Source organism: Oceanicaulis sp. MMSF_3324 (assembly GCF_030733545.1).
Classification (GTDB): domain Bacteria; phylum Pseudomonadota; class Alphaproteobacteria; order Caulobacterales; family Maricaulaceae; genus Oceanicaulis.
Genome location: NZ_JASHIU010000021.1, coordinates 1 through 17645, shown reverse-complemented (window position 1 = coordinate 17645; position 17645 = coordinate 1). Strand labels below are relative to the sequence as shown.

Annotated in this window: 17 protein-coding genes and 1 other RNA gene; 5 read left to right on the top strand and 13 right to left on the bottom strand. The window is 63.0% G+C overall.

Annotated elements, in window-relative coordinates; genetic code table 11:
- Window positions 1–97: 97 nt before the first annotated feature.
- Window positions 98–649, top strand: coding sequence for a CBS domain-containing protein (locus tag RBA95_RS14400; RefSeq protein ID WP_306017570.1), 552 nt, complete (start codon window positions 98–100; stop codon window positions 647–649).
- A 63-nt stretch (window positions 650–712) separates the two neighbouring features.
- Here the strand turns inward: RBA95_RS14400 and RBA95_RS14395 are convergent, their stop codons facing one another.
- Window positions 713–907: a DUF4169 family protein gene (locus tag RBA95_RS14395; protein WP_306017569.1), complete on the bottom strand. Its 195-nt coding sequence runs from the start codon at window positions 905–907 to the stop codon at window positions 713–715.
- A 49-nt stretch (window positions 908–956) separates the two neighbouring features.
- Window positions 957–2348 carry a class II fumarate hydratase gene (gene fumC / locus RBA95_RS14390; protein ID WP_306017568.1) on the bottom strand — a complete coding sequence of 464 codons (1392 nt, stop codon included), beginning with the start codon at window positions 2346–2348 and terminating at the stop codon, window positions 957–959.
- Window positions 2349–2591: 243 nt separating this feature from the next.
- Between fumC and RBA95_RS14385 the strand changes: the two genes are divergently transcribed.
- Window positions 2592–3017 carry a RusA family crossover junction endodeoxyribonuclease gene (locus tag RBA95_RS14385; protein WP_306017567.1) on the top strand — a complete coding sequence of 142 codons (426 nt, stop codon included), beginning with the start codon at window positions 2592–2594 and terminating at the stop codon, window positions 3015–3017.
- A gap of 53 nt (window positions 3018–3070) precedes the next feature.
- Here the strand turns inward: RBA95_RS14385 and RBA95_RS14380 are convergent, their stop codons facing one another.
- From RBA95_RS14380 to RBA95_RS14355, 6 genes are all read right to left on the bottom strand, one after another.
- Complete coding sequence (locus RBA95_RS14380) at window positions 3071–4285, bottom strand: hypothetical protein (protein ID WP_306017566.1); 1215 nt, start codon at window positions 4283–4285, stop codon at window positions 3071–3073.
- A gap of 176 nt (window positions 4286–4461) precedes the next feature.
- Complete coding sequence (locus tag RBA95_RS14375) at window positions 4462–5115, bottom strand: hypothetical protein (RefSeq protein WP_306017565.1); 654 nt, start codon at window positions 5113–5115, stop codon at window positions 4462–4464.
- 198 nt (window positions 5116–5313) lie between these two features.
- Window positions 5314–6987, bottom strand: coding sequence for a methyl-accepting chemotaxis protein (locus RBA95_RS14370; protein ID WP_306017564.1), 1674 nt, complete (start codon window positions 6985–6987; stop codon window positions 5314–5316).
- Window positions 6988–7106: 119 nt separating this feature from the next.
- Window positions 7107–8318 (bottom strand): MFS transporter, encoded by a 1212-nt coding sequence (locus RBA95_RS14365; protein WP_306017563.1) that lies wholly within the window; start codon window positions 8316–8318, stop codon window positions 7107–7109.
- Window positions 8311–8754 (bottom strand): PaaI family thioesterase, encoded by a 444-nt coding sequence (locus RBA95_RS14360; protein ID WP_306017562.1) that lies wholly within the window; start codon window positions 8752–8754, stop codon window positions 8311–8313. Before RBA95_RS14360 ends, RBA95_RS14365 begins: the two co-directional genes overlap by 8 nt.
- Window positions 8751–9209, bottom strand: a complete 459-nt coding sequence (locus RBA95_RS14355) for an SspB family protein (RefSeq protein ID WP_306017561.1) — start codon at window positions 9207–9209, stop codon at window positions 8751–8753. The genes RBA95_RS14360 and RBA95_RS14355 overlap by 4 nt, the downstream gene beginning before the upstream one ends.
- Window positions 9210–9464: 255 nt before the next feature.
- Between RBA95_RS14355 and RBA95_RS14350 the strand changes: the two genes are divergently transcribed.
- The gene (locus RBA95_RS14350; protein ID WP_306017560.1) at window positions 9465–11231 is read left to right on the top strand and encodes an ATP-binding protein; all 1767 of its coding nucleotides are present in this window, start codon (window positions 9465–9467) and stop codon (window positions 11229–11231) included.
- Here the strand turns inward: RBA95_RS14350 and RBA95_RS14345 are convergent.
- From RBA95_RS14345 to RBA95_RS14335, 3 genes are all read right to left on the bottom strand, one after another.
- Entirely contained in the window at window positions 11228–12658 is a 1431-nt protein-coding gene (locus tag RBA95_RS14345; protein ID WP_306017559.1) for a methyl-accepting chemotaxis protein, read from the bottom strand. The genes RBA95_RS14350 and RBA95_RS14345 overlap by 4 nt on opposite strands.
- Window positions 12659–12803: 145 nt before the next feature.
- Window positions 12804–13160, bottom strand: a transfer-messenger RNA (tmRNA) gene (gene ssrA / locus RBA95_RS14340).
- 29 nt (window positions 13161–13189) lie between these two features.
- Window positions 13190–13927: a DUF6624 domain-containing protein gene (locus RBA95_RS14335; RefSeq protein ID WP_306017558.1), complete on the bottom strand. Its 738-nt coding sequence runs from the start codon at window positions 13925–13927 to the stop codon at window positions 13190–13192.
- 112 nt (window positions 13928–14039) lie between these two features.
- On the opposite strand from RBA95_RS14335, the gene RBA95_RS14330 reads away from it, so the two are divergent.
- Together RBA95_RS14330 and RBA95_RS14325 are read left to right on the top strand one after the other, a co-directional pair.
- Entirely contained in the window at window positions 14040–14372 is a 333-nt protein-coding gene (locus RBA95_RS14330) for a PadR family transcriptional regulator (protein WP_306017557.1), read from the top strand.
- Window positions 14369–14956, top strand: a complete 588-nt coding sequence (locus RBA95_RS14325; protein WP_306017556.1) for a hypothetical protein — start codon at window positions 14369–14371, stop codon at window positions 14954–14956. Before RBA95_RS14330 ends, RBA95_RS14325 begins: the two co-directional genes overlap by 4 nt.
- Here RBA95_RS14325 and RBA95_RS14320 read toward each other — a convergent pair.
- Together RBA95_RS14320 and RBA95_RS14315 are read right to left on the bottom strand one after the other, a co-directional pair.
- Window positions 14940–15317, bottom strand: a complete 378-nt coding sequence (locus RBA95_RS14320; RefSeq protein WP_371933621.1) for a VOC family protein — start codon at window positions 15315–15317, stop codon at window positions 14940–14942. The genes RBA95_RS14325 and RBA95_RS14320 overlap by 17 nt on opposite strands.
- 92 nt (window positions 15318–15409) lie before the next feature.
- The coding region (locus RBA95_RS14315) for a heavy metal translocating P-type ATPase (protein WP_306017554.1) at window positions 15410–17645 on the bottom strand (2236 nt) is incomplete at its 5' end.

Sequence of the window (17645 nt, the reverse complement as noted above, 5' to 3'; positions counted from 1 at the left end):
AGCGAACCTCCATCGCCCCTTTTCTTGGCTCAAAGGTCGCCGCGACCTTCTGTCGCTCTAGGTGGAAGTCTACGTCGTCAACAAAAGGAGACGCGACATGACCAAGACAGAGCAAGAAGGCGCCCGCCATGGCTTGCGCCTGCGTGACCGTCCGGAATTTTCCCGCAAGACCGCGCCGTTGACCCTGGCCGCCGATGCGATGGTGAAGGACGCGGTTTCTGAAATGGCTGCACGCAATTTCGGTTCGGTCATTGTCGTGGACGCCGACAACAAGGTGGAAGGGGTGGTGACCGAGCGCGACGTTCTGCGCCGTCTCGTCAATGAAGGCCGCGACCCGGCCACAACGCCCCTGCGCGACATCATGACCGCCAATCCGCGCACCGCCCACGCCGATGACGACATGCTGGAATGGCTGCGGATGATGAGCAATGAGCGCTTTCGCCGCTTGCCGGTGGTCGACGAGGATGGCCGCCTGATCCAGGTGCTCACCCAGGGTGATTTCGTCAGCTATACATGGCCGGACCTGATCACCCAGGCGACCTCTCTGGGCAAGGCCACGGTAATGCGCAATTTCCCGCCCGTGCTGATCGGCGCGGCGCTTCTGGTCTATCCGCTGGTTCTGGCTCTGGCGCTCGGGGCCTTCAGCTAGAGTAGATGACCAAAACGGAACGTCCCGAAATGAAAACGGCGGCTCATCGAGCCGCCGTTTTTGTCAGGTCTCTGACCCCTCATCCGTGTCGCGCTTGTGCGCTTCGAGTTCCGCCTGGCGCTTAGCTTGGCGGGCTTTTTCAAGCGCGCGCTGGGCCTTCGGGGTCCCGAACTGGACGCGATTGGTTTCGGCCTGTCTGGCCTTGTCCTCGCGCGCCTTCTTCTTGCGGAATTGACGCAGATTGATCGGCTGGGTCATGAGAGCCTCTTGGGCTCCGCCGCCGAAGCCGCGGAGCCGAGCGTTCGGCCTATTTCGGGCCGATCATGTCTTCGGGGCGCACCACGCGGTCAAACTCCTCCTCGGTGACGAAGCCGAGCTTGATGGCTTCCTCGCGCAGGGTGGTGCCGTTCTCGTGGGCGGTCTTGGCGACCTTGGTGGCGTTGTCATAGCCGATGGTCGGCGCCAGCGCCGTCACCAGCATGAGCGAGCGCTCCATGATGTCGGCGATGCGCTGCTCGTTCGCCTCGATGCCGACCACGCAATTGTCGGTGAAGGAATGGCAGGCGTCGCTGATCAGCTTGGCGCTGGTCAGCACGTTATAGCTCATCATCGGCTTGAAGACGTTGAGCTGGAATTGGCCCTGGCTTCCGGCAAAGCTGACGGCGGAGTTGTGACCCATCACCTGGGCGCAGACCATGGTCATGGCCTCGCACTGGGTCGGGTTCACCTTGCCCGGCATGATCGAGCTGCCCGGCTCGTTCGCCGGCAGGGCGATCTCGCCGATGCCGCAGCGCGGGCCAGAGCCCAGCAGGCGGATGTCATTGGCGATCTTGAACAGCGAGACCGCGGCCGAGTTCAGCGCGCCATGCGCTTCCACCATGGCGTCCTTGGTGGACAGGGCTTCGAACTTGTTCGGTGCGGTCACGAAGGGCAGCTGGGTGAGGTTCGCCACTTCCTCGGCGAACTTCTCGGCAAAGCCGACCTTGGCGTTCAGGCCGGTGCCGACCGCCGTGCCGCCCTGGGCCAGCTCATAAAGCGCCGGCAGGGCCGCCTCGACGCGGCGAATGGCGTTGTCGAGCATGTGGACGTACGCGGAGAATTCCTGGCCCAGCGTCAGCGGGGTGGCGTCCATCAGGTGGGTGCGGCCGATCTTGATGATGTCCTTGAACGCTTCAGCCTTGTCATTGAGCGCGTTGCGCAGGGTCTGCAGCGCCGGGACCAGGTCGTGCTTGAACACTTCCGCCGCCGCGATGTGCATGGCGGTGGGGAAGGTATCGTTGGACGACTGGGAGCGGTTCACATGGTCGTTGGGGTGGACGGGGTCCTTGGAGCCAACCTCGCCGCCCAGGATCTGGATGGCGCGATTGGAGATGACCTCGTTGGCGTTCATGTTCGACTGGGTGCCCGACCCGGTCTGCCAGACCACCAGCGGGAAATGATCGTTGAGCTTGCCTTCGGCCACTTCCAGCGCCGCCGCCGCGATGGCGTCGCCCAGTTTCGGCTCGAGATTGTCCAGCGACATGTTGGCCTTGGCGGCGCAATGCTTGACCACGCCAAGCGCACGCACCAGCGGCAAGGGCTGGGTCTGGCCGCCAATCTTGAAGTTTTTCAGCGAGCGCGCGGTCTGGGCGCCCCACAGCTTGTCGGACGGGACTTCGAGGGGGCCGAAGGAATCGGTTTCAACGCGCATCTCGGTCATGGGTCTTTCTCCAGTACGGCGTGGGCCTTGTATGAGGCGTCTATAGGCCCGCAAAGCAAAGACAGGCAAGGCGTCGCTTGGTCTGAGCCGCGCTGATCTGCACCTGATGCGCGGCGCCGGAGCGCTTCGGCGAGCCGGCGGCTTGCTCCATGGGGCGTGCAGCGCCATGTTTAACAAGTCTCAGCGCGTAACCATGCGCGCCCGGGGCGCACGAATCGCCATAGCAATGTCGAACAAGGTTTCATGTCCCGCTTCACATCCTTGCCGCCGGACTATTGGGACCAGCTCGACTGGATTGGGAGAGGGAAGGTGCAAGCCTCCGCCATTGATGGATCGCTGAATGTCCGTGTGGATGCGCTGACGTCGCAGACGCGCAAGTTCAAGGAATTGATCTCCGCCTTCTTCCGGACCGAGTTCAAGCGCGTGCGTCCGAAATACGGCCCGTTTGAAGTGGTGATCGAGATCGAACGCACCGAAGCCAGCCCGGTGCATGACGTGGACAATGTCGCCAAGGCCATTCTGGATGCGCTGACCGGGGTGGTGTTTCACGATGACAGCCAGGTCCAGCGCCTTCACGTGGAGAAGGTTCTGGGCGAGCGTGCGCGTGTGAAAGTCCGCGCCCGGCCGATCGGCGAGCTCAGCCATGACGGTCAGGCCGACGCCGCCTGAAACGAAAAACGCCAGGGCAAGGCCCTGGCGTTTTGGCAGGCATCTCGGGGTCTCTAGAACTTGTAGCCCAGGGTCACCCAGTACTTGGTCTTGTCGGCGGGCGCATAGCTGGCGTCCGGGCCGTCATAATCGGCGACTTCAAACGACAGGCTCACATCATTGGCGAAGCTGAGCCGCAGATAGGCGTCCACTTCCTCGCCCAGATCATCGCCGGTGTTTTCCGCTTCAAAATCCCGCCAGATCAGGCCGGCGCGCCAGCTCTCGATGACGGAAGAGTCCACGCTCGCGCCATAGCTGACCTCCACATGGAAGTCCTCAAGCCCGTTGGCGGGCGCGGCGCGACCGCCGCCATGGAAGACATCCGCCCAGCCCGCAGTGCCGTGATTGGCCGCCAGCGGGTTGGCGAAGGCGACATTGCCATCGCCGGACACCACGTCATATCCGAGCGCGAAGCGGGCGCCCTCATAGGAAAAGGCGATACCGCCATCAAACAGGGTGTTGTCAAAGTCGGCGGTGGCGGACCCGGAGTCGTTCTGCGCCGCAAACATCAGATCATAGCGGACGCCCACTTCACCCAGATTGGTCGAGCCCGTCACCCGGGCGCCGTAGGTGGTGTTGGACAAATTCTCGCGACCGGTTTCGGTGATATCGATCAGGTACACGAAGCCTGAAAGCTTGAGCGCGTCACTGACGCCATAATCGGCGTGGAACAGGTGAACATCGGTATCCCAGTTGGAGTCATCGCCGGGGCCGCGATTGAGTTGCCAGTGATAGACATAGCTGGCTTCAAAAGCGCCGCGTTCAAAATTCGCGACGATTGCGTCATGGGAATTCTTGTCCTGACGATGCCCCGGTGAACCGATAATGCGGTTACCGTTAAAGCCAAGATACTGGCGGCCTGCGGTGAAGGACCAGGTGTCATCGGGCGTGAAGCTCAGCTGAGCGCGATTGAGCTCCGTGAAGTCTGGATCATTGATCGTCGCGTATTGCGGCAGCGGATCAAAACTGGTGTTGCGCTGGTCCTCACCGGACAGGGTGATGTTGTTCTCCGCTTCCGCCAAGAAGCTGAAGCGCTCATCGGCGAGCGTGAAGCGCACACCCAGGCGGCTTCGGAAGGTCAGGGATTCCGCATCCAGCTTGCCGGTCTGTTCAACTGTTTCATAGCGGCCCCGGAAATCGCCAAAGACCTCAGCTGATTGCGCCAGTGCATCCTGCGGCAGGAGCGCAGCGCCGGCGCCCAGCAGCAGGGAAAGCTTGTACGTATTCATGTCCAGCCTCTTCGGTCGGAGACAATGGGAAACCGGACGCCCCCAGCAGGTCACCCGATGCTGGCGTCATTACGGACTGAAATACTTCAAGTTTGGTTAGTCACATGTTCAGCATGGGAATACGAAAAACCCCATGCAGTTCAATTGCATGGGGTTTCCAGTAGAAGGGTTTTCACTTAATCCGCGAGCGGGGCCTTAACGCTTTGCGGCAGGCCCTGTCTCAGTGCACCGAAGATCAGGGCGGCCACCAGGCCCATGGCCAGGATGTTCAGGATCCAGTTCAGAAGGCGTAGCCGGTCCGCCAACACGCCGGAGACACCGGTGCTGGCGCTGATCTGGTTGTCTATGTCGCTGACCAGCGCATTCATCTCGCCATCAATACGGGTCAGGGCGCGTGCTTGCTCCTGGACCAAGGCGTCCGTGCGATCAGCGTCCAGCCGCGCCGCCTGAAGCACGACGCTGCGAATGCCAGGCAGAGCATCTTCCAGTGCGTTCAGCGGCGCTTGCAGTTCGGACCGGCGAACACTGAGGGCGCTCATCGCGTCCAGCGCGTTCGCGTATTCCTCAAGATTGATCAGAAGCGCCTGCATGCGCAGCGGGCTGGGGGCGCTGACCATGGCCTGGGCGTCGCGGGTGAGCGAGACGAGGTCCTTTTCAAGCGTGGACGCGGCGTACCGAAGTTCGATGGTCTGGCGGGCCTGGTTTTCCAGATGCCGGATCGAGCCGCCCAGCGTGGCGCTGGCGACCGCGTAAACTAGGAGAAGGAGCAAGGGCAGGGTGGGCAGCCCGTGGCGAGTGAAGGGAGATAGAACTGACGTCAGGCCGGACATGATGATCTCCGTTGCTGGGCGCAGTCCCGCAAACGGGGAATCACACCGCTTTTCTCTCCTGACTGTGAGTTTGAGGGTATTAAATTAGTCTTGTTCGTCTGGTTGTCGTGCTTCGGCCACGCACTTATCAGGCGAGTTTTGGGCCGTAATGAAAACGGGGCGCCGTAGCGCCCCGTTTCATGATCGTGCGGGTCTGCCTTAAGAGGCGCGCATGGTTTGAACGAAGCTTTCGAACTCTTCCTTCCAGGCTTCATGGCGATCAGCCATTTCCTGCGCTGCTGACAGGACCGACTTGGAGATCTCATCGGTCTGGTGGGTGAACTCCACCACTTTCGCCACGCTGGACGCCGCTTCGCTGGAGCCGGAGTCGGCGCGCTGGGCGGATTCGGCGATTTCTGTCGTGGCCACGCGTTGCTGATCAATGGCGGCCGCACAGCTGGTCGCCAGCTCGCCGAGCTGTCGCACCGCTTGCAGCGTGCGGTCGGTGGAAGAGGCGGTCTTCTCGGATGCGGACTGGATCGCCGTGATCTGCTGGGAGATCTGCTGGGTGGCGCTGCTGGTCTGTTCCGCCAGCTCTTTCACCTCGCTGGCGACGACCGCAAACCCTTTGCCGGCTTCGCCTGCGCGGGCCGCCTCGATCGTGGCGTTGAGCGCCAGCAGGTTGGTCTGGTCGGCGATGGTCTCGATCAGGGTGACGATCTCGCCGATGGCTTGCGCGGCATCGGACAGCTGGGAGACGACCGTGGCGCTCTGCTCGGTTTCGTCACCGGCTTCACGGGACAGCTCGGAGGTGCGGGTGACCTGTTCGGACACTTCGCGGATGGAGGCGGCCAGTTCTTCCGAAGCGGCGGCCACGGCCTGAATGCCGGACGCGGCGGAGCCCGAAGCGGTTTGCGCATCACGGGACAGGCCGGACGCCTCGCTGGAAGAGCTTTGCATCTGGGAGGCGGAGGAGGAGAGCTGCTGGGAGGCCGCCATCACGGAGTTGAGCAGTTCGCTCGAGCTGCTCTCGAACCGCACCACGGCATCTTCGACCACTTTCTGGCGTTCCAGGCGCTGCTTGGCTTCACGGCTTTGCGCCTCATGCACCTCGTCAGCGCTGCTGAGCGCGGATTGCAAGGTGCCGATGGCGCGGCCGAGATCGCCGAACACATCCTTGCGACGGGTCTCGGCGATCGTCATGTCGCGCTTGCCTTCGGCCAGCTGGCCGACGAGCGACTGGATCGAGTAGACGGACCGGCTGATGCTGCCGCCGATGATCTGCGTCATCGCCATCAGCCCGGCCGCGGTCAGCACAAGGGCGATCAGGCTGACCCATTGCGACATCGCGGCGACGCGGTCGCGGGTCGCCCAGGCCTCATCCAGAAGGGCGCGCTCGCCGTCCCGGACGATCTCGATATTGGTGTCCATCCGGTCGTCATAGACCGCCAGCGCGTCAATGAAGCGCTGCATCTCCACATCGGAATAGGTCGCGATATTGGCGGCTGCGGACTCGATCAGTTCGTTCAGGCCCGGCACATCCGCGCGAATGGCGGCCAGCGCGGTGCGAAACTGTGGTTCGTCGACAATCGCTTCCACATCGGTTAGCGCGATCTCGAAATCGGTGAGATTGCCCAGGGCGGCGTCCCGGCGCTCGGGCGTGGGCGAGCTGGCCATCAGATAGGTGTCGCGCAACAACGATGTCAGGTCTTTTTCAAGCCCGCTCGCGGCCACAAGGTTTTCCGTCGCCTGGGTCGCGCGGTCATCAACGCGCTGGCTGACCGTGCCCATCAGGAAATTGGCCCCGACATAGGTCAGCATCAGAATGATGGATGCCCCCGCAATCATGCGAAGACGCGCGGTCAGCGAGAACTGATCAAGCTTATTGATCATTGGAAGACCTCTGCCTCTCGATTTAATTGCGCAACTTAAAGGATAAGGTAAGTCAAATATGCGCAATCCTTAATCAAGGAGTGCGCTTAGCCGGTTAATATATGTTTGCACTATAGCGCTCAGCGCCGGCCCTCAGCGAGGCGGACAGCCTCGGGCCGACGTCTCAGGCTGAGCATGGACCAGACACCAACTATAGGTCCCAGAGCCAGGGGCCAGAACGCGAACCGCCAGCCGGTCCATTCGGCCCACACCGGCAGGAGCTGAACCGTGACCAGCGTCAGGGCGAAACCGAGCGCGGTTTGCAGGGTAAGAACGGAGCCTGCCTTGTCTGGCGGCGCCAGTTCCGCAGCGGCGGCGGAGAATTGCGCGGAGTCCGCGATCACCGTGACCCCGTAGATCAGGAGCAGGGCGATCATGACGGCGGCAGGCGCGGACCAGGCCCAGGCGCTGAGAACGGCGCAGCCGCCGCTGAGCGCCATGGCGAGACTGGTCACGAGCGTGCGTCCGATCCGGTCCGCCAGCCAGCCCGCGCCCAGTGATCCGACAGCGCCGGTGGCGACGATGGCGAAGGTCAGGGCGGGCGGGGAAAACGACGGGTTGAGCCCCTGGGTGCTCGCCCAGACGGTGACGAACACGCCCACCCAGGCCCAGAAGGCGTACAGCTCCCACATATGTCCCAGATAGCCCAGATTGACGCGAAACAAGGCGGGGTCGGTGAAGGTCAGGCGGATCGCCTGAGGATCAAAACCTGGCGCACGGCGAAAGGCCGGGCCCGCTTTCGCGCACAGGATCAAGGCGGCGCTGAGCAGGGCGGCGAGCCCTGAAATCGCAAACGGCGCCCGCCAGTTGAGATCCTGCGTGAAAACCGGCGCGAGGTGGGGGCTGGCCGAACCCAGGGTCAAGGCGCCGACCAGCAGTCCGATCAGAAGTCCGGTATCCCCGCGCGCCCAGCTGGCGGCGAGCTTCATGCCCACCGGGTAGACAAAGGCGAGCGCGGCCCCCGCGACAAGGCGGCTCAGGGGCATGAGCGGGGATCCGGCCGGCAGGGTGAGCGCACACAGACTCATCAAGCCGGCGATCAGGGCGCCGCCGGCGAAGACGCGTCGGGCGTCGAACCGGTCGGGTATGGCGAGGCTGGCGCTGGTCAGGGCGCCGATGACAAAACCCAGCTGGACCGCGCTGGACAGCGCAGCGCCGTCAAAGGTGGAAAGGGCGCCCGTGGCTTGAAGGGCCGGCAGCGCGGCGGCGCCAGCGAACCAGACAGACAGCGCCAGCACCTGGGACAGGGCGATCAGCGCCAGATGGCGGGGTTTGCCCGTGAGTTCAGTCATCCTTGAAGGGGCGGCGCGCGGCGGTCGCGCTGGCGGTGGCGCACAGAATGCCGTCCGCATTCCAGAGCCAGCCCTCGGTGAAGATGACGCTGGAGCCCAGCCGGACGACTTGACCCCGCGCTCGCGCGCGATCCGTCATCAGGGGACGCAGGAAGCTGGTTTTCATTTCAAGCGTGGGCACGGCGCATTTCAGATCCCCGGCGACAAAGGCCGACAGGCTCATCGCCTCGTCCAGGAAACCGGTGACAATGCCGCCCTGAATGGACCCATTGGGATTGAGAAATTCAGGGCGCGCTTCGAACCAGGCTTCCACCCAGTGCGCCTCCGGATCGAGATCGATCAGGGAAAATCCGAAATGACGCGTGGCCGCAGGCAGGTGCTGCGGATCGGAAAACAGCGCGGACAGCTCGTCCTTGCGCGTCGTCGACGTGCTCACTCTTTATTCCGGAACGCTTCAAGGCTGACGACGGTGCCTTCATTCACCTGATCATCGCCGTCTCCAAGGTTCGGCGTGTCATCAGGGGAGGGAGCGGCGTAGTCGAAATGCAGCCGGAAGCCGACGCTGGGATCGTGGAAACGCGTCACCGCGCGCCATGGAACCTTGAGATATTTGGGCACGCCGCCGAACTTCAGCGTGACTTCAAAGCCGGCGTCATCCACTTCGAGGTCCCAGAACTGATGCTCCAGAACAATCGTCATTTCTTCGGGATAGGCGCTGGCGAGGGATTCATCGATATCGCACCCCGGATCGGCCGTGCGGAAGGTGATGTAAAAATGGTGCGCGCCCGGCAGGCCATCGCCCGCCGCCCGTTCCAGAGACTTTCGAACAACATCGCGCAGGGCTTCCTGTGCGAGCTGTTCATATTGCATCAGGTCTTTAGCCACCTGCATCGCCCTTTCCCAGCCACGGCAGTCTTGAGCGAAGGGTACCGGTTCCCTGCGGTGCGTCAATCGGTCGTCACCGCTGTGCGCACCTGTGGCGATCTCCCCCAATGGGCGAGCCGGGTTTGCTTATATTCCTAAAAGGTGACTTCGATGCAATTGTGTAGGAGTTTGGAAACGAAACCCTAAGGTCTGCGATGGTAAAGAGCGCACATTCGGGGCCGCCGGGTACAATGATGGTGTTCGGTCCCGGGGAGGCGGGCGATGCAATCAGTTCTTGATCGATACTGGCCGAAACCGGGCAGTCAGGACCGTATGAGCGTCGCGTCGCAGCGGGTGCTCACTGTCTTCAGCTTGCTCGCGGGCTCAAGCAGCCTCATCGTCAACATCATCAACCTTCATTATCTGCCCGAATACGCCTTCGAGATCGGCGCCGGACTGAGCCTGTCGGTCCTGATGTTTCTGGCGCCATTCCTGATCAACGGCCGCCGTCATGAACATTTGCGCGCGCGCATAATCGGGATCACATTTGTCGGCTTTCTGGGCCTGCTGTCCCTGATCAACGGCAATCTGGTCAATGTGAACAATATCGGCTTGCTGCCCGCTGTTCTGACCTTCTGTCTCATTCTGGGGATGATTGACGGCCTGATCATCGCGCTGTTCAGCGCCGGCATCTATGTCATGACCTACGCCATGACGCGCATGAGCGGGGATACGAGCAGCGCGCACGATACCCTGCTGGCCGGCCTGGTCCTGTCGCAGCTGTTTGTCTTTACCTCTGCGGCGTTTTTCCGCGCGCACATAATGTCGGCGGTCAAGGCGCTGGCCGCGGAAAAGGCCAAGGCGGAAGAGGCCAACCAGGCCAAGTCCCAGTTCCTCGCCAATATGAGCCATGAGATCCGCACGCCGCTGAACGGGGTGCTGGGAATGACGGCGGTGCTGGCCCTGTCCCAGCTGGATGAGCGCCAGCGCAAGGCGGTCGAAGTGATCCGCATGTCGGGCGACCATCTGTTGTCGACACTGAACGATATTCTAGACCTGGCGAAGATCGACGCCGGTCAAATGGATGTGGAAACGGTCGAGTTCGTCCTGGGCGATGTCGCCGAACAGATTGAATCCCTTTACGCGCCTCAGGCGGAAAAAGCCGGTCTGAGCTTCTCCCTGCGCTATGAACACGGGGTCAGCGCGCAAAGCCTGCGCGTGGGCGACCCCACGCGCCTGAGCCAGATCGTGCACAACCTAGTCTCCAACGCGCTCAAGTTCACGCGCAAGGGCGGGGTGCGGCTCAGCTTCTCCGAAGACGATGTGAAGGAAGAGCTGATCCTGCGCGTGCGGGATACCGGCTGCGGGATGACCGAGGAGCAGGTCGAGCGTGTGTTCATGCCCTTCACTCAAGCGGATTCGTCGACCTCGCGCGAATACGGCGGGACCGGGCTGGGGCTGTCCATCGTCAAACGGCTGCTTGAAGTGATGAAGGGGCGGATCGAGGTGGAGAGCGAGCCCGATGTGGGCACGTTGTTTACCGTCTATCTGCCGTTCCGCGCTGTCAGTCTCGACCGCGAGGCGCCGGTTCAAGCGAGCGAATGTGAGTGCAATGACAGCCTGAAATCCGGGCTCAAAATCCTGGTGGTTGATGATTGCGAGACCAACCAGACCGTGGCGGCAGGATTGCTGCGCGCTTGCGATGTGGATGTCAGCCTGGCCGGGGATGCGCAAACCGCGCTCGACCATTGCGAACAGGTCGATTTCGATCTCGTCCTGATGGATATCCGGATGCCCGCGCGAGACGGCGTGGCGGTGTTCGGGGATCTGAAGGCGGCGCGGGAAGCGGATGGCCGGCGCATGCCCCCCGTGATCGCCATGACCGCCAACATCATGGCTCACCAGGTAGAGAGCTATATCGACGCCGGTTTTGTCGACACCCTCGCCAAGCCCTTGCGTCAGGATGTTCTGGTTCAGGCGGTGTCTGACGCGGTTTCCCAAGCCGGCGGCATGGCTCAGGACGAAGAACCGAGCGCGCGCACGGCCTAGTCGTCCGACCCTGTGCGATAGGCCAGACGCAGGCCGCCCCAGTGTTGTCCCGCGACATACAGCGGCGCGCTGAGATCCTTCATCATGACAAACCGACCCGCGCCCATGTCGCGACGATAGGTTTGCAGCAGGACGGGCCTGGTGTTCTGACCCGCCCTTAATCCCACACGATCATTGAAGATGCGGCGATTGCGGCAATTGGCGGCGTTCCAGTCCGGGTCCTCGCCCTGCGGCTTTGAGAATTGCAGATTATGGGTGGGCAGATAGCCGTTCTGATCAACCGCGGCGCAGAACACGATGTCGGGATGGCTCTCGGCCACGGTCTCCTGGATCGGCGGTAGAAGCCGGTCCGTCAAAGCGGTGAACCGTGTCAGGTACTGAACCGGATCAGTGCCTTCAATCGGCTGGTAGTCGGTGTCAAACAGGTCGTCCAGCGAGGCTTCGCCCTGCTCGAGCGCCTGTGCGAATGCCGCTTCGATGCGGGTTTTCGCGTCCTGCAGCGTGGCGATGAAAAGACTGTCGCGCGATTGTGCGCCCTTGAGGGCGCTGCTGACGATCATGGCGTCGGCTTCATCCACGGTGGAACTGATCCGGCTGGCGGAGGCGTCGAGCGCTTCGCTGGACTGGCTGACCACCGCGCTGAGATCCTGGACGGTGTCTGTCAGCTGCTCGGTTCTGTCCTGAATGGCGCGCGCATCGTCCGCAGCCGCCGCGCTGGAGCGAGACATGCCGCTCACGGCGTCTGACATGCCATTGACCAGCGTGCCGAGCTGGCGCGTAGAGTCACTGACCTGATCGCTTGCCGATGCCGCCGTCTGACCCAGCTGCACCAGCGTATCGCCCTCTCCGCGGATTTCCTTGAGCAGGTCCTGAATGTTCAAGGTTGCGCTGGCGGTATCGCTCGCAAGGGCTTTGACTTCACTCGCGACGATCGCAAATCCACGTCCGGCCTCTCCAGCACGTGCGGCTTCGATCGTGGCGTTCAGCGCCAGAAGATTGGTCTGGCTCGCAATGCGTTCAATGGTGTCGGACATGTCGCTGACGCGTCCCAGAGCATCGAGCAGGACCTTCACCTGTTGCTGCATGGCGCTGACCGTCGACACCAGTGTGGACACGTCTTCGCCGGTCTGTCCGAGCGCGCCTTGCGCCTCATTCATGGCCGTAGCCGCAGATCGGGCCTGGGTTTCGTTCTCTTCAGTGACAGACAAGATGGAGCGGCTTTGCCCCAGCGTGGCTTCGGCGTCGAGGCCCAGCTGGGAAAAGGCGTTCTTCAGGCCCAGTATCGCCTTGGAGGTGTCATCAATCAGTCCCGAGACATCCGCCATGGACACGCCAAAGGCTGACAGCGCATCGGATTGCGCATCATGAGCCGCATGGGCGTCGACTTGCTGCGCCAAGGCGTCGACGGGGTCAGGATCTGTAGACATGCCGCTCCCCGAACGGAACGATGTGATCGATCGAGTTTCGGCGGAAAGGGATTAACAAAACCTTCCACGGCTTGGCTTGGGCCATGCGACCATGGTCGCAGCCGTCAGGCGCTCAGTGGGAAAAGCTGTCAGGGAGAAGTGGATAAGTGGGGGCTTCTGTTGCCAGGCGCCCCCGAGCCCCGCCTGACCTTGCTAGAGATCAGGACTTAAAAGCGAGATACCCGCGCTGCTATGCAGCGAGAGCGACCTCTTCAGCATAGTTGTCGTTGGCAACTACTAAATATGGGCTGGTAACGAGGCCCATTCGGGCGAAAGCCACGTCTTTAGCCATCTGTCGATCCTATTCGGCCCCATGTTCGCCGCCCAACGTGCGGAGGAAGATTGGTGGAGCCGCCGGGATTCGCACCCGGGTCCAGTCTGGTTATTACACGCGCGTTTATCGCCATAGTCCGTCGAAACGGACATCCTGAATATAGGTGATGCGCCCGGTGGGTTAAAGAGGGAGAGCGCATCATGGCGGGGATGATCGGCTTAGCCGCCGCCCGGCAGCGCGCTGCAATCAGGCAAGACCGCCCGGTATTCCGCCAGAGGCGGCAGCCCGACCTCGGCGCGGCGGGCGTCGACCACCGGTTCCGGGTCAGAGAGCGGTGTTTGCAGGCGCTGTTCGCCGTCCACGCATTCGAACTGGGACCCATAGGGTTGGGGCGCGCCATCCATAACGGCCAACCGGTCTGTGAGCAGGGCGTAATTGTCAGGCGCGATCTCTCCACCTTGCGCCAGACGCTCGAAGCGCTGGTGGATATTGCGCATGAAATCAGGGTCGTGCGTGGCGTGCTGGACAATGAGGAAGGCGTCATTGTCCGCCTGCTCGCCATACTCGGAGCGCGTGAACCAGTCGATTTCATCAAGGCGGGCTTTCAGCCAGTTCGCATTCTCGCGATCGATCGTGTTCATATGGCGCATCAGGCGCAGCCAGGTCAGGGTCGCCTCATTGGGGCCGGCGCCGGGCGTTTGCAGCAAATCCAGCATCAAGGTGCGCACACGCTGGTCGCGCACCGTGCGCTGGCGCAGGATTTCAAGCGTGGCGTCGGCGGGGAGCGCATCGAGCTCCGCCTCCAACTGACGATCCTCTTCCAGATAGGCGTCAAATACATCGTCAGCGCTGGGTCCGCCGGTCTGCTGTCCGGGGTCGGCGCGTGCAGAACACGCACCCAGAAGCACGGACACAGCCAGAAGGCAGGCGAAGAACGGGGAGGGTGGCAAGCGCATGGAGGTCTCCTTGATTAACCTGAATTCGACAATACCTCGAAAACAAAGGTATTCAAGTTTTCGATTTAAATGCTATGCGCTATCCGGGTCAGATGGACCGAAATGGGGTGGCATGGCGGACGCTGAAGCGAAACTGGATCGACAGATGCGCAAGGGCTTGTTGGGGCTCGCCGCGCTGTCAGCGCTCGCGGGCACGGCCCAGCATGGCTATGCGCTTGCGCAATCGCTGCATGCGGTGTTCGGCGCCTCCGTCCCCGAAGGCACGCTTTATCCGCTATTGTCAGGCTTTGAGGAGGCGGGCTGGGTCGCGACCGAATGGGACACCAGTCGTCCGGGGCCGGCGCGCAAGGTCTACAGGATCACCGATAGCGGGCGCGAGGCGCTGCAACGCCTGGGCGCTCGTTTTGAAGTGCTGGCGGGCGCGATACAGGAGGGACTGTCATGATCCTCGAGCGTATTCAGGATCTGGTCGACGCGGCGGCGCGCGACCGGGCGCAGGCCTGGTTTGACCGTTTCGAGACGGCCTATGTCGGCGAGGCGCAAGCGTGCAAGGCGGCGCGCGCCCAGCTGGAGACCCACCTGATCGAGGCGCTGGAAGCGGATGCGCGAGCCAGCGCCGAGCAGGTGGAGACCGCTTTGGCGCGCTTGGGATCGCCTGAGGAAATTGCGGAGGAATGGAGCGGTGAGCCTGCCGCATCGCCGCCGGAAGACGCCGGTAAAAAGGTGTTCAGACTGGCCGCCAGCCTGGCGCGGGGCGTTTGCGCTGTTCTGGGCTTGGTGCTGCTGGCGGCGGTGTTCGCGCGCCTGTCTGATCCGGCGGCGGTTGGAGTCTTCGAGCTGACGGACGGCACATGGCTGGTCGGCACGGTGAACGATCAAGCCGTGTCCAGGGATGTGCTGGGCGTCTGGACCCTGCCTGTCGCCCTGACCCTGGCGCTGGCCCTGATGATCGGGGCCAGCGCCGGGTCGGGCCTGTGGAGCGCCATCCCGGGATGGCGCAAACACAAGGGCTCTAGTCCATCTTCATGATGAAGGCGTTGAGCTTGTTGCCATCCAGATCACGGAAATAGGCGGCGTAGAACTGATCACCACGCCAGCCCGGCTCGCCTTCGCAGGTTCCGCCAAGCTCCATCGCCGCTTTGTAAATCTCGTCCACATGCGCTTCGTCACGCGCGCCCAGCGCCACCATGACGCCATTGCCCACCGTGGCGGGTTCGCCATTGAAGGGCTTGGTCAAACCAATCCCGGCCCCGCCATCGGGCTTGCCCCAGGCGATGAAATTGCCCGGATCCTCCATCATGCGCGGCGTATCGAGCAGCGCGGCGATGCGGTCGTAGAACACGGCCGCCTTTTCAAGATCATTCGTACCGACAGTCACATAACCAATCATGGTGCGTTCCCCATTTGTTCAACGCGAGAACAGAACCATGACGCCCCGCACGGAGCAAGTTAATTCGCGTCCAACATCGTGGATAACCGCGATCAGCCCTTGAAGCCGCGCAACCTCAACGCATTGCTCAGAACGCACACGCTCGAAGCGGCCATGGCGGCGGCGGCGAAGATCGGCGACAGCGACCAGCCGAAAGCCGGAGTGAACACCCCGGCGGCCAGCGGGATCAGGAGCGCGTTATAGCCGAACGCCCAGACCAGATTCTGGCGGATATTGTTCAGCGTCGCGCGGCTGAGGCCGAGGGCGGTGGATACGGCGGCGGGGTCGTCGCGCATCAGGACCACATCGGCGCTTTCCAGGGCGATGTCGGACCCCGATCCCATGGCGATGCCCACATCCGCTTCGGCCAGGGCGGCGGCGTCATTGATGCCATCGCCAATGAAGGCGACCGGCCCATAGGCTTTGCGCAGCGAGGCGACCGCCTGGTATTTTTCATCCGGCGGCGTTTCAGAGCGCACATCCTCAATGCCGAGCGCCTGTCCCACCGCGCGGGCCGGCGGCTGGGCGTCGCCCGTGATCAGGGCGAGGGTCAGCCCCTGATCGCGCAGAGCGTTAAGCGCATCAAACGCGCCCTTCCGGATCGGGTCGGACACGCCGAACACGGCCTGCAGCGCTTTGCCCCGAGCCAGGCAGATCACCGTGACCCCTTCCTCATCCAGCCCTTTGATGGCGTCAGCCAGCGGATCAAGCTCAACCCCCAGCCGCCGCATGAAGCGTTTGGAGCCCAGGACCAGGGCCTCGCCTTCATGCTCGGCCTTCACGCCATAACCGGACTCGGCGGTCCAGTTGTCCAGCGAGGGCAGGGTGAGGGACTTGTTGTCGGCGGCGTTCAGAATGGCGCGCGCAATCGGGTGCTCGCTGCTGCGTTCCAGCGCGGCGGCGAGGGCGAGCGCATCGTCCTCGCTCACGCCTTTCACGGCATGAAGCGCTGTTAGGGCGGGTTTGCCTTCAGTCAGCGTGCCTGTCTTGTCGAACGCGGCGACGCGGACATTGGAGAGCCCCTGCAAGGCCTCGCCTTGACGAAAGAGCACACCCAGTTCGGCGCCGCGTCCGGCGCCCACCATGATCGAGGTGGGCGTGGCCAAACCCATCGCGCAGGGGCAGGCGATGATCAACACGGCGACCGCCTTGACCAGCGCCTCGCTCAGTCCCGCTTCAGGCGCTAGCGTGAGCCAGGCGACAAAGGTGACCAGAGCAATCGCGATCACCACCGGCACGAAGATGCCCGTGACGCGGTCCACAAGCGACTGGATGGGCAGCTTGGCGCCTTGGGCCTGTTCGACCATGGCGATGATCTGGCTCAGCACCGTGTCCGCGCCCGTGCGTTCGGTGCGGATCACGAGCGCGCCCTCGGCGTTCATCGAACCGCCCACGACCTCGTCCCCGCTTGATTTGTGCACGGGGACGGGCTCGCCGGTCAGCATGGATTCATCCACATAGGACTGGCCGCTCTCAACGACCCCATCCACCGGCAGGCGTTCGCCGGGCCGCACGTGAACCAGATCGCCCGGCATGACGGCGTCCAGCGCCTGCTCCCTGATCTCGCCATCGCGCTCCACGCGGGCGGTCTGCGGGCGCAGGCCGATCAATTTCCGGATAGCGGCGCTGGTGCGCCCCTTTGCGCGCGCTTCCATGTACCGCCCCGCCAGGATCAAGGTGGCGATCATCGCGGCGGCTTCGAAATAGACATGGCGCGCATCGACCGGGAACAGCTCGGGCCCGAGCAGCACCAGTGTGGAATAGGCCCAGGCCGCGCCGGCGCCAAGCGCGACGAGCGCGTTCATTTCGGGCGCCAGACGAAGCAGCGCCTTGCCGCCCAGGGTGAAGAAGCGCCGACCGGGGAAGGCGAGGACCAGGCTTGTGAGAACGAACTGGATCGACCAGCTCAACGTCTGGCCCAGCGTGTTCATGATGAAATGGTGGAAACCGGGGATCATGTGGCCGCCCATTTCCAGCACGAAGACCGGCAGGGTCAGTCCGGCGGCGAGGATGACCTGGCGTTTGAGATCCGCCTGCTCACGCGCTTTCTCCGCTTCATCGCGCGCGGCGCGGTCGGGGGCCGGATCGTAGCGTTCGGCGCTGAAGCCGGCGCTTTCGACCGCAGCGATCAGCGCGGCTTCATCAAGGTTCTCACCCATGACCTGTGCGCGCGAGGTGGCGAAGTTCACGTTCGCTTGCTCAACGCCTTCGGTCTTGGACAGCGCCGTCTCCACCTTTCGCACACAGCCTGCACAGCTGAGGCCGGACAAGGAGAGGGTGAGGGCGGAG

What these genes read in the sequence shown, in the direction of transcription:
- RBA95_RS14365 (WP_306017563.1), bottom strand. Translation starts at nt 8,318, where the DNA reads ATGACTGAACTCACGGGCAAACCCCGCCATCTGGCGCTGATCGCCCTG.
- RBA95_RS14325 (WP_306017556.1), top strand. Translation starts at nt 14,369, where the DNA reads ATGATCCTCGAGCGTATTCAGGATCTGGTCGACGCGGCGGCGCGCGAC.
- RBA95_RS14345 (WP_306017559.1), bottom strand. Translation starts at nt 12,658, where the DNA reads ATGTCTACAGATCCTGACCCCGTCGACGCCTTGGCGCAGCAAGTCGAC.
- RBA95_RS14355 (WP_306017561.1), bottom strand. Translation starts at nt 9,209, where the DNA reads ATGCAGGTGGCTAAAGACCTGATGCAATATGAACAGCTCGCACAGGAA.
- RBA95_RS14375 (WP_306017565.1), bottom strand. Translation starts at nt 5,115, where the DNA reads ATGTCCGGCCTGACGTCAGTTCTATCTCCCTTCACTCGCCACGGGCTG.
- RBA95_RS14400 (WP_306017570.1), top strand. Translation starts at nt 98, where the DNA reads ATGACCAAGACAGAGCAAGAAGGCGCCCGCCATGGCTTGCGCCTGCGT.
- RBA95_RS14385 (WP_306017567.1), top strand. Translation starts at nt 2,592, where the DNA reads ATGTCCCGCTTCACATCCTTGCCGCCGGACTATTGGGACCAGCTCGAC.
- RBA95_RS14330 (WP_306017557.1), top strand. Translation starts at nt 14,040, where the DNA reads ATGGCGGACGCTGAAGCGAAACTGGATCGACAGATGCGCAAGGGCTTG.
- RBA95_RS14380 (WP_306017566.1), bottom strand. Translation starts at nt 4,285, where the DNA reads ATGAATACGTACAAGCTTTCCCTGCTGCTGGGCGCCGGCGCTGCGCTC.
- RBA95_RS14370 (WP_306017564.1), bottom strand. Translation starts at nt 6,987, where the DNA reads ATGATCAATAAGCTTGATCAGTTCTCGCTGACCGCGCGTCTTCGCATG.
- RBA95_RS14350 (WP_306017560.1), top strand. Translation starts at nt 9,465, where the DNA reads ATGCAATCAGTTCTTGATCGATACTGGCCGAAACCGGGCAGTCAGGAC.
- RBA95_RS14320 (WP_371933621.1), bottom strand. Translation starts at nt 15,317, where the DNA reads ATGATTGGTTATGTGACTGTCGGTACGAATGATCTTGAAAAGGCGGCC.
- RBA95_RS14395 (WP_306017569.1), bottom strand. Translation starts at nt 907, where the DNA reads ATGACCCAGCCGATCAATCTGCGTCAATTCCGCAAGAAGAAGGCGCGC.
- RBA95_RS14335 (WP_306017558.1), bottom strand. Translation starts at nt 13,927, where the DNA reads ATGCGCTTGCCACCCTCCCCGTTCTTCGCCTGCCTTCTGGCTGTGTCC.
- fumC (WP_306017568.1), bottom strand. Translation starts at nt 2,348, where the DNA reads ATGACCGAGATGCGCGTTGAAACCGATTCCTTCGGCCCCCTCGAAGTC.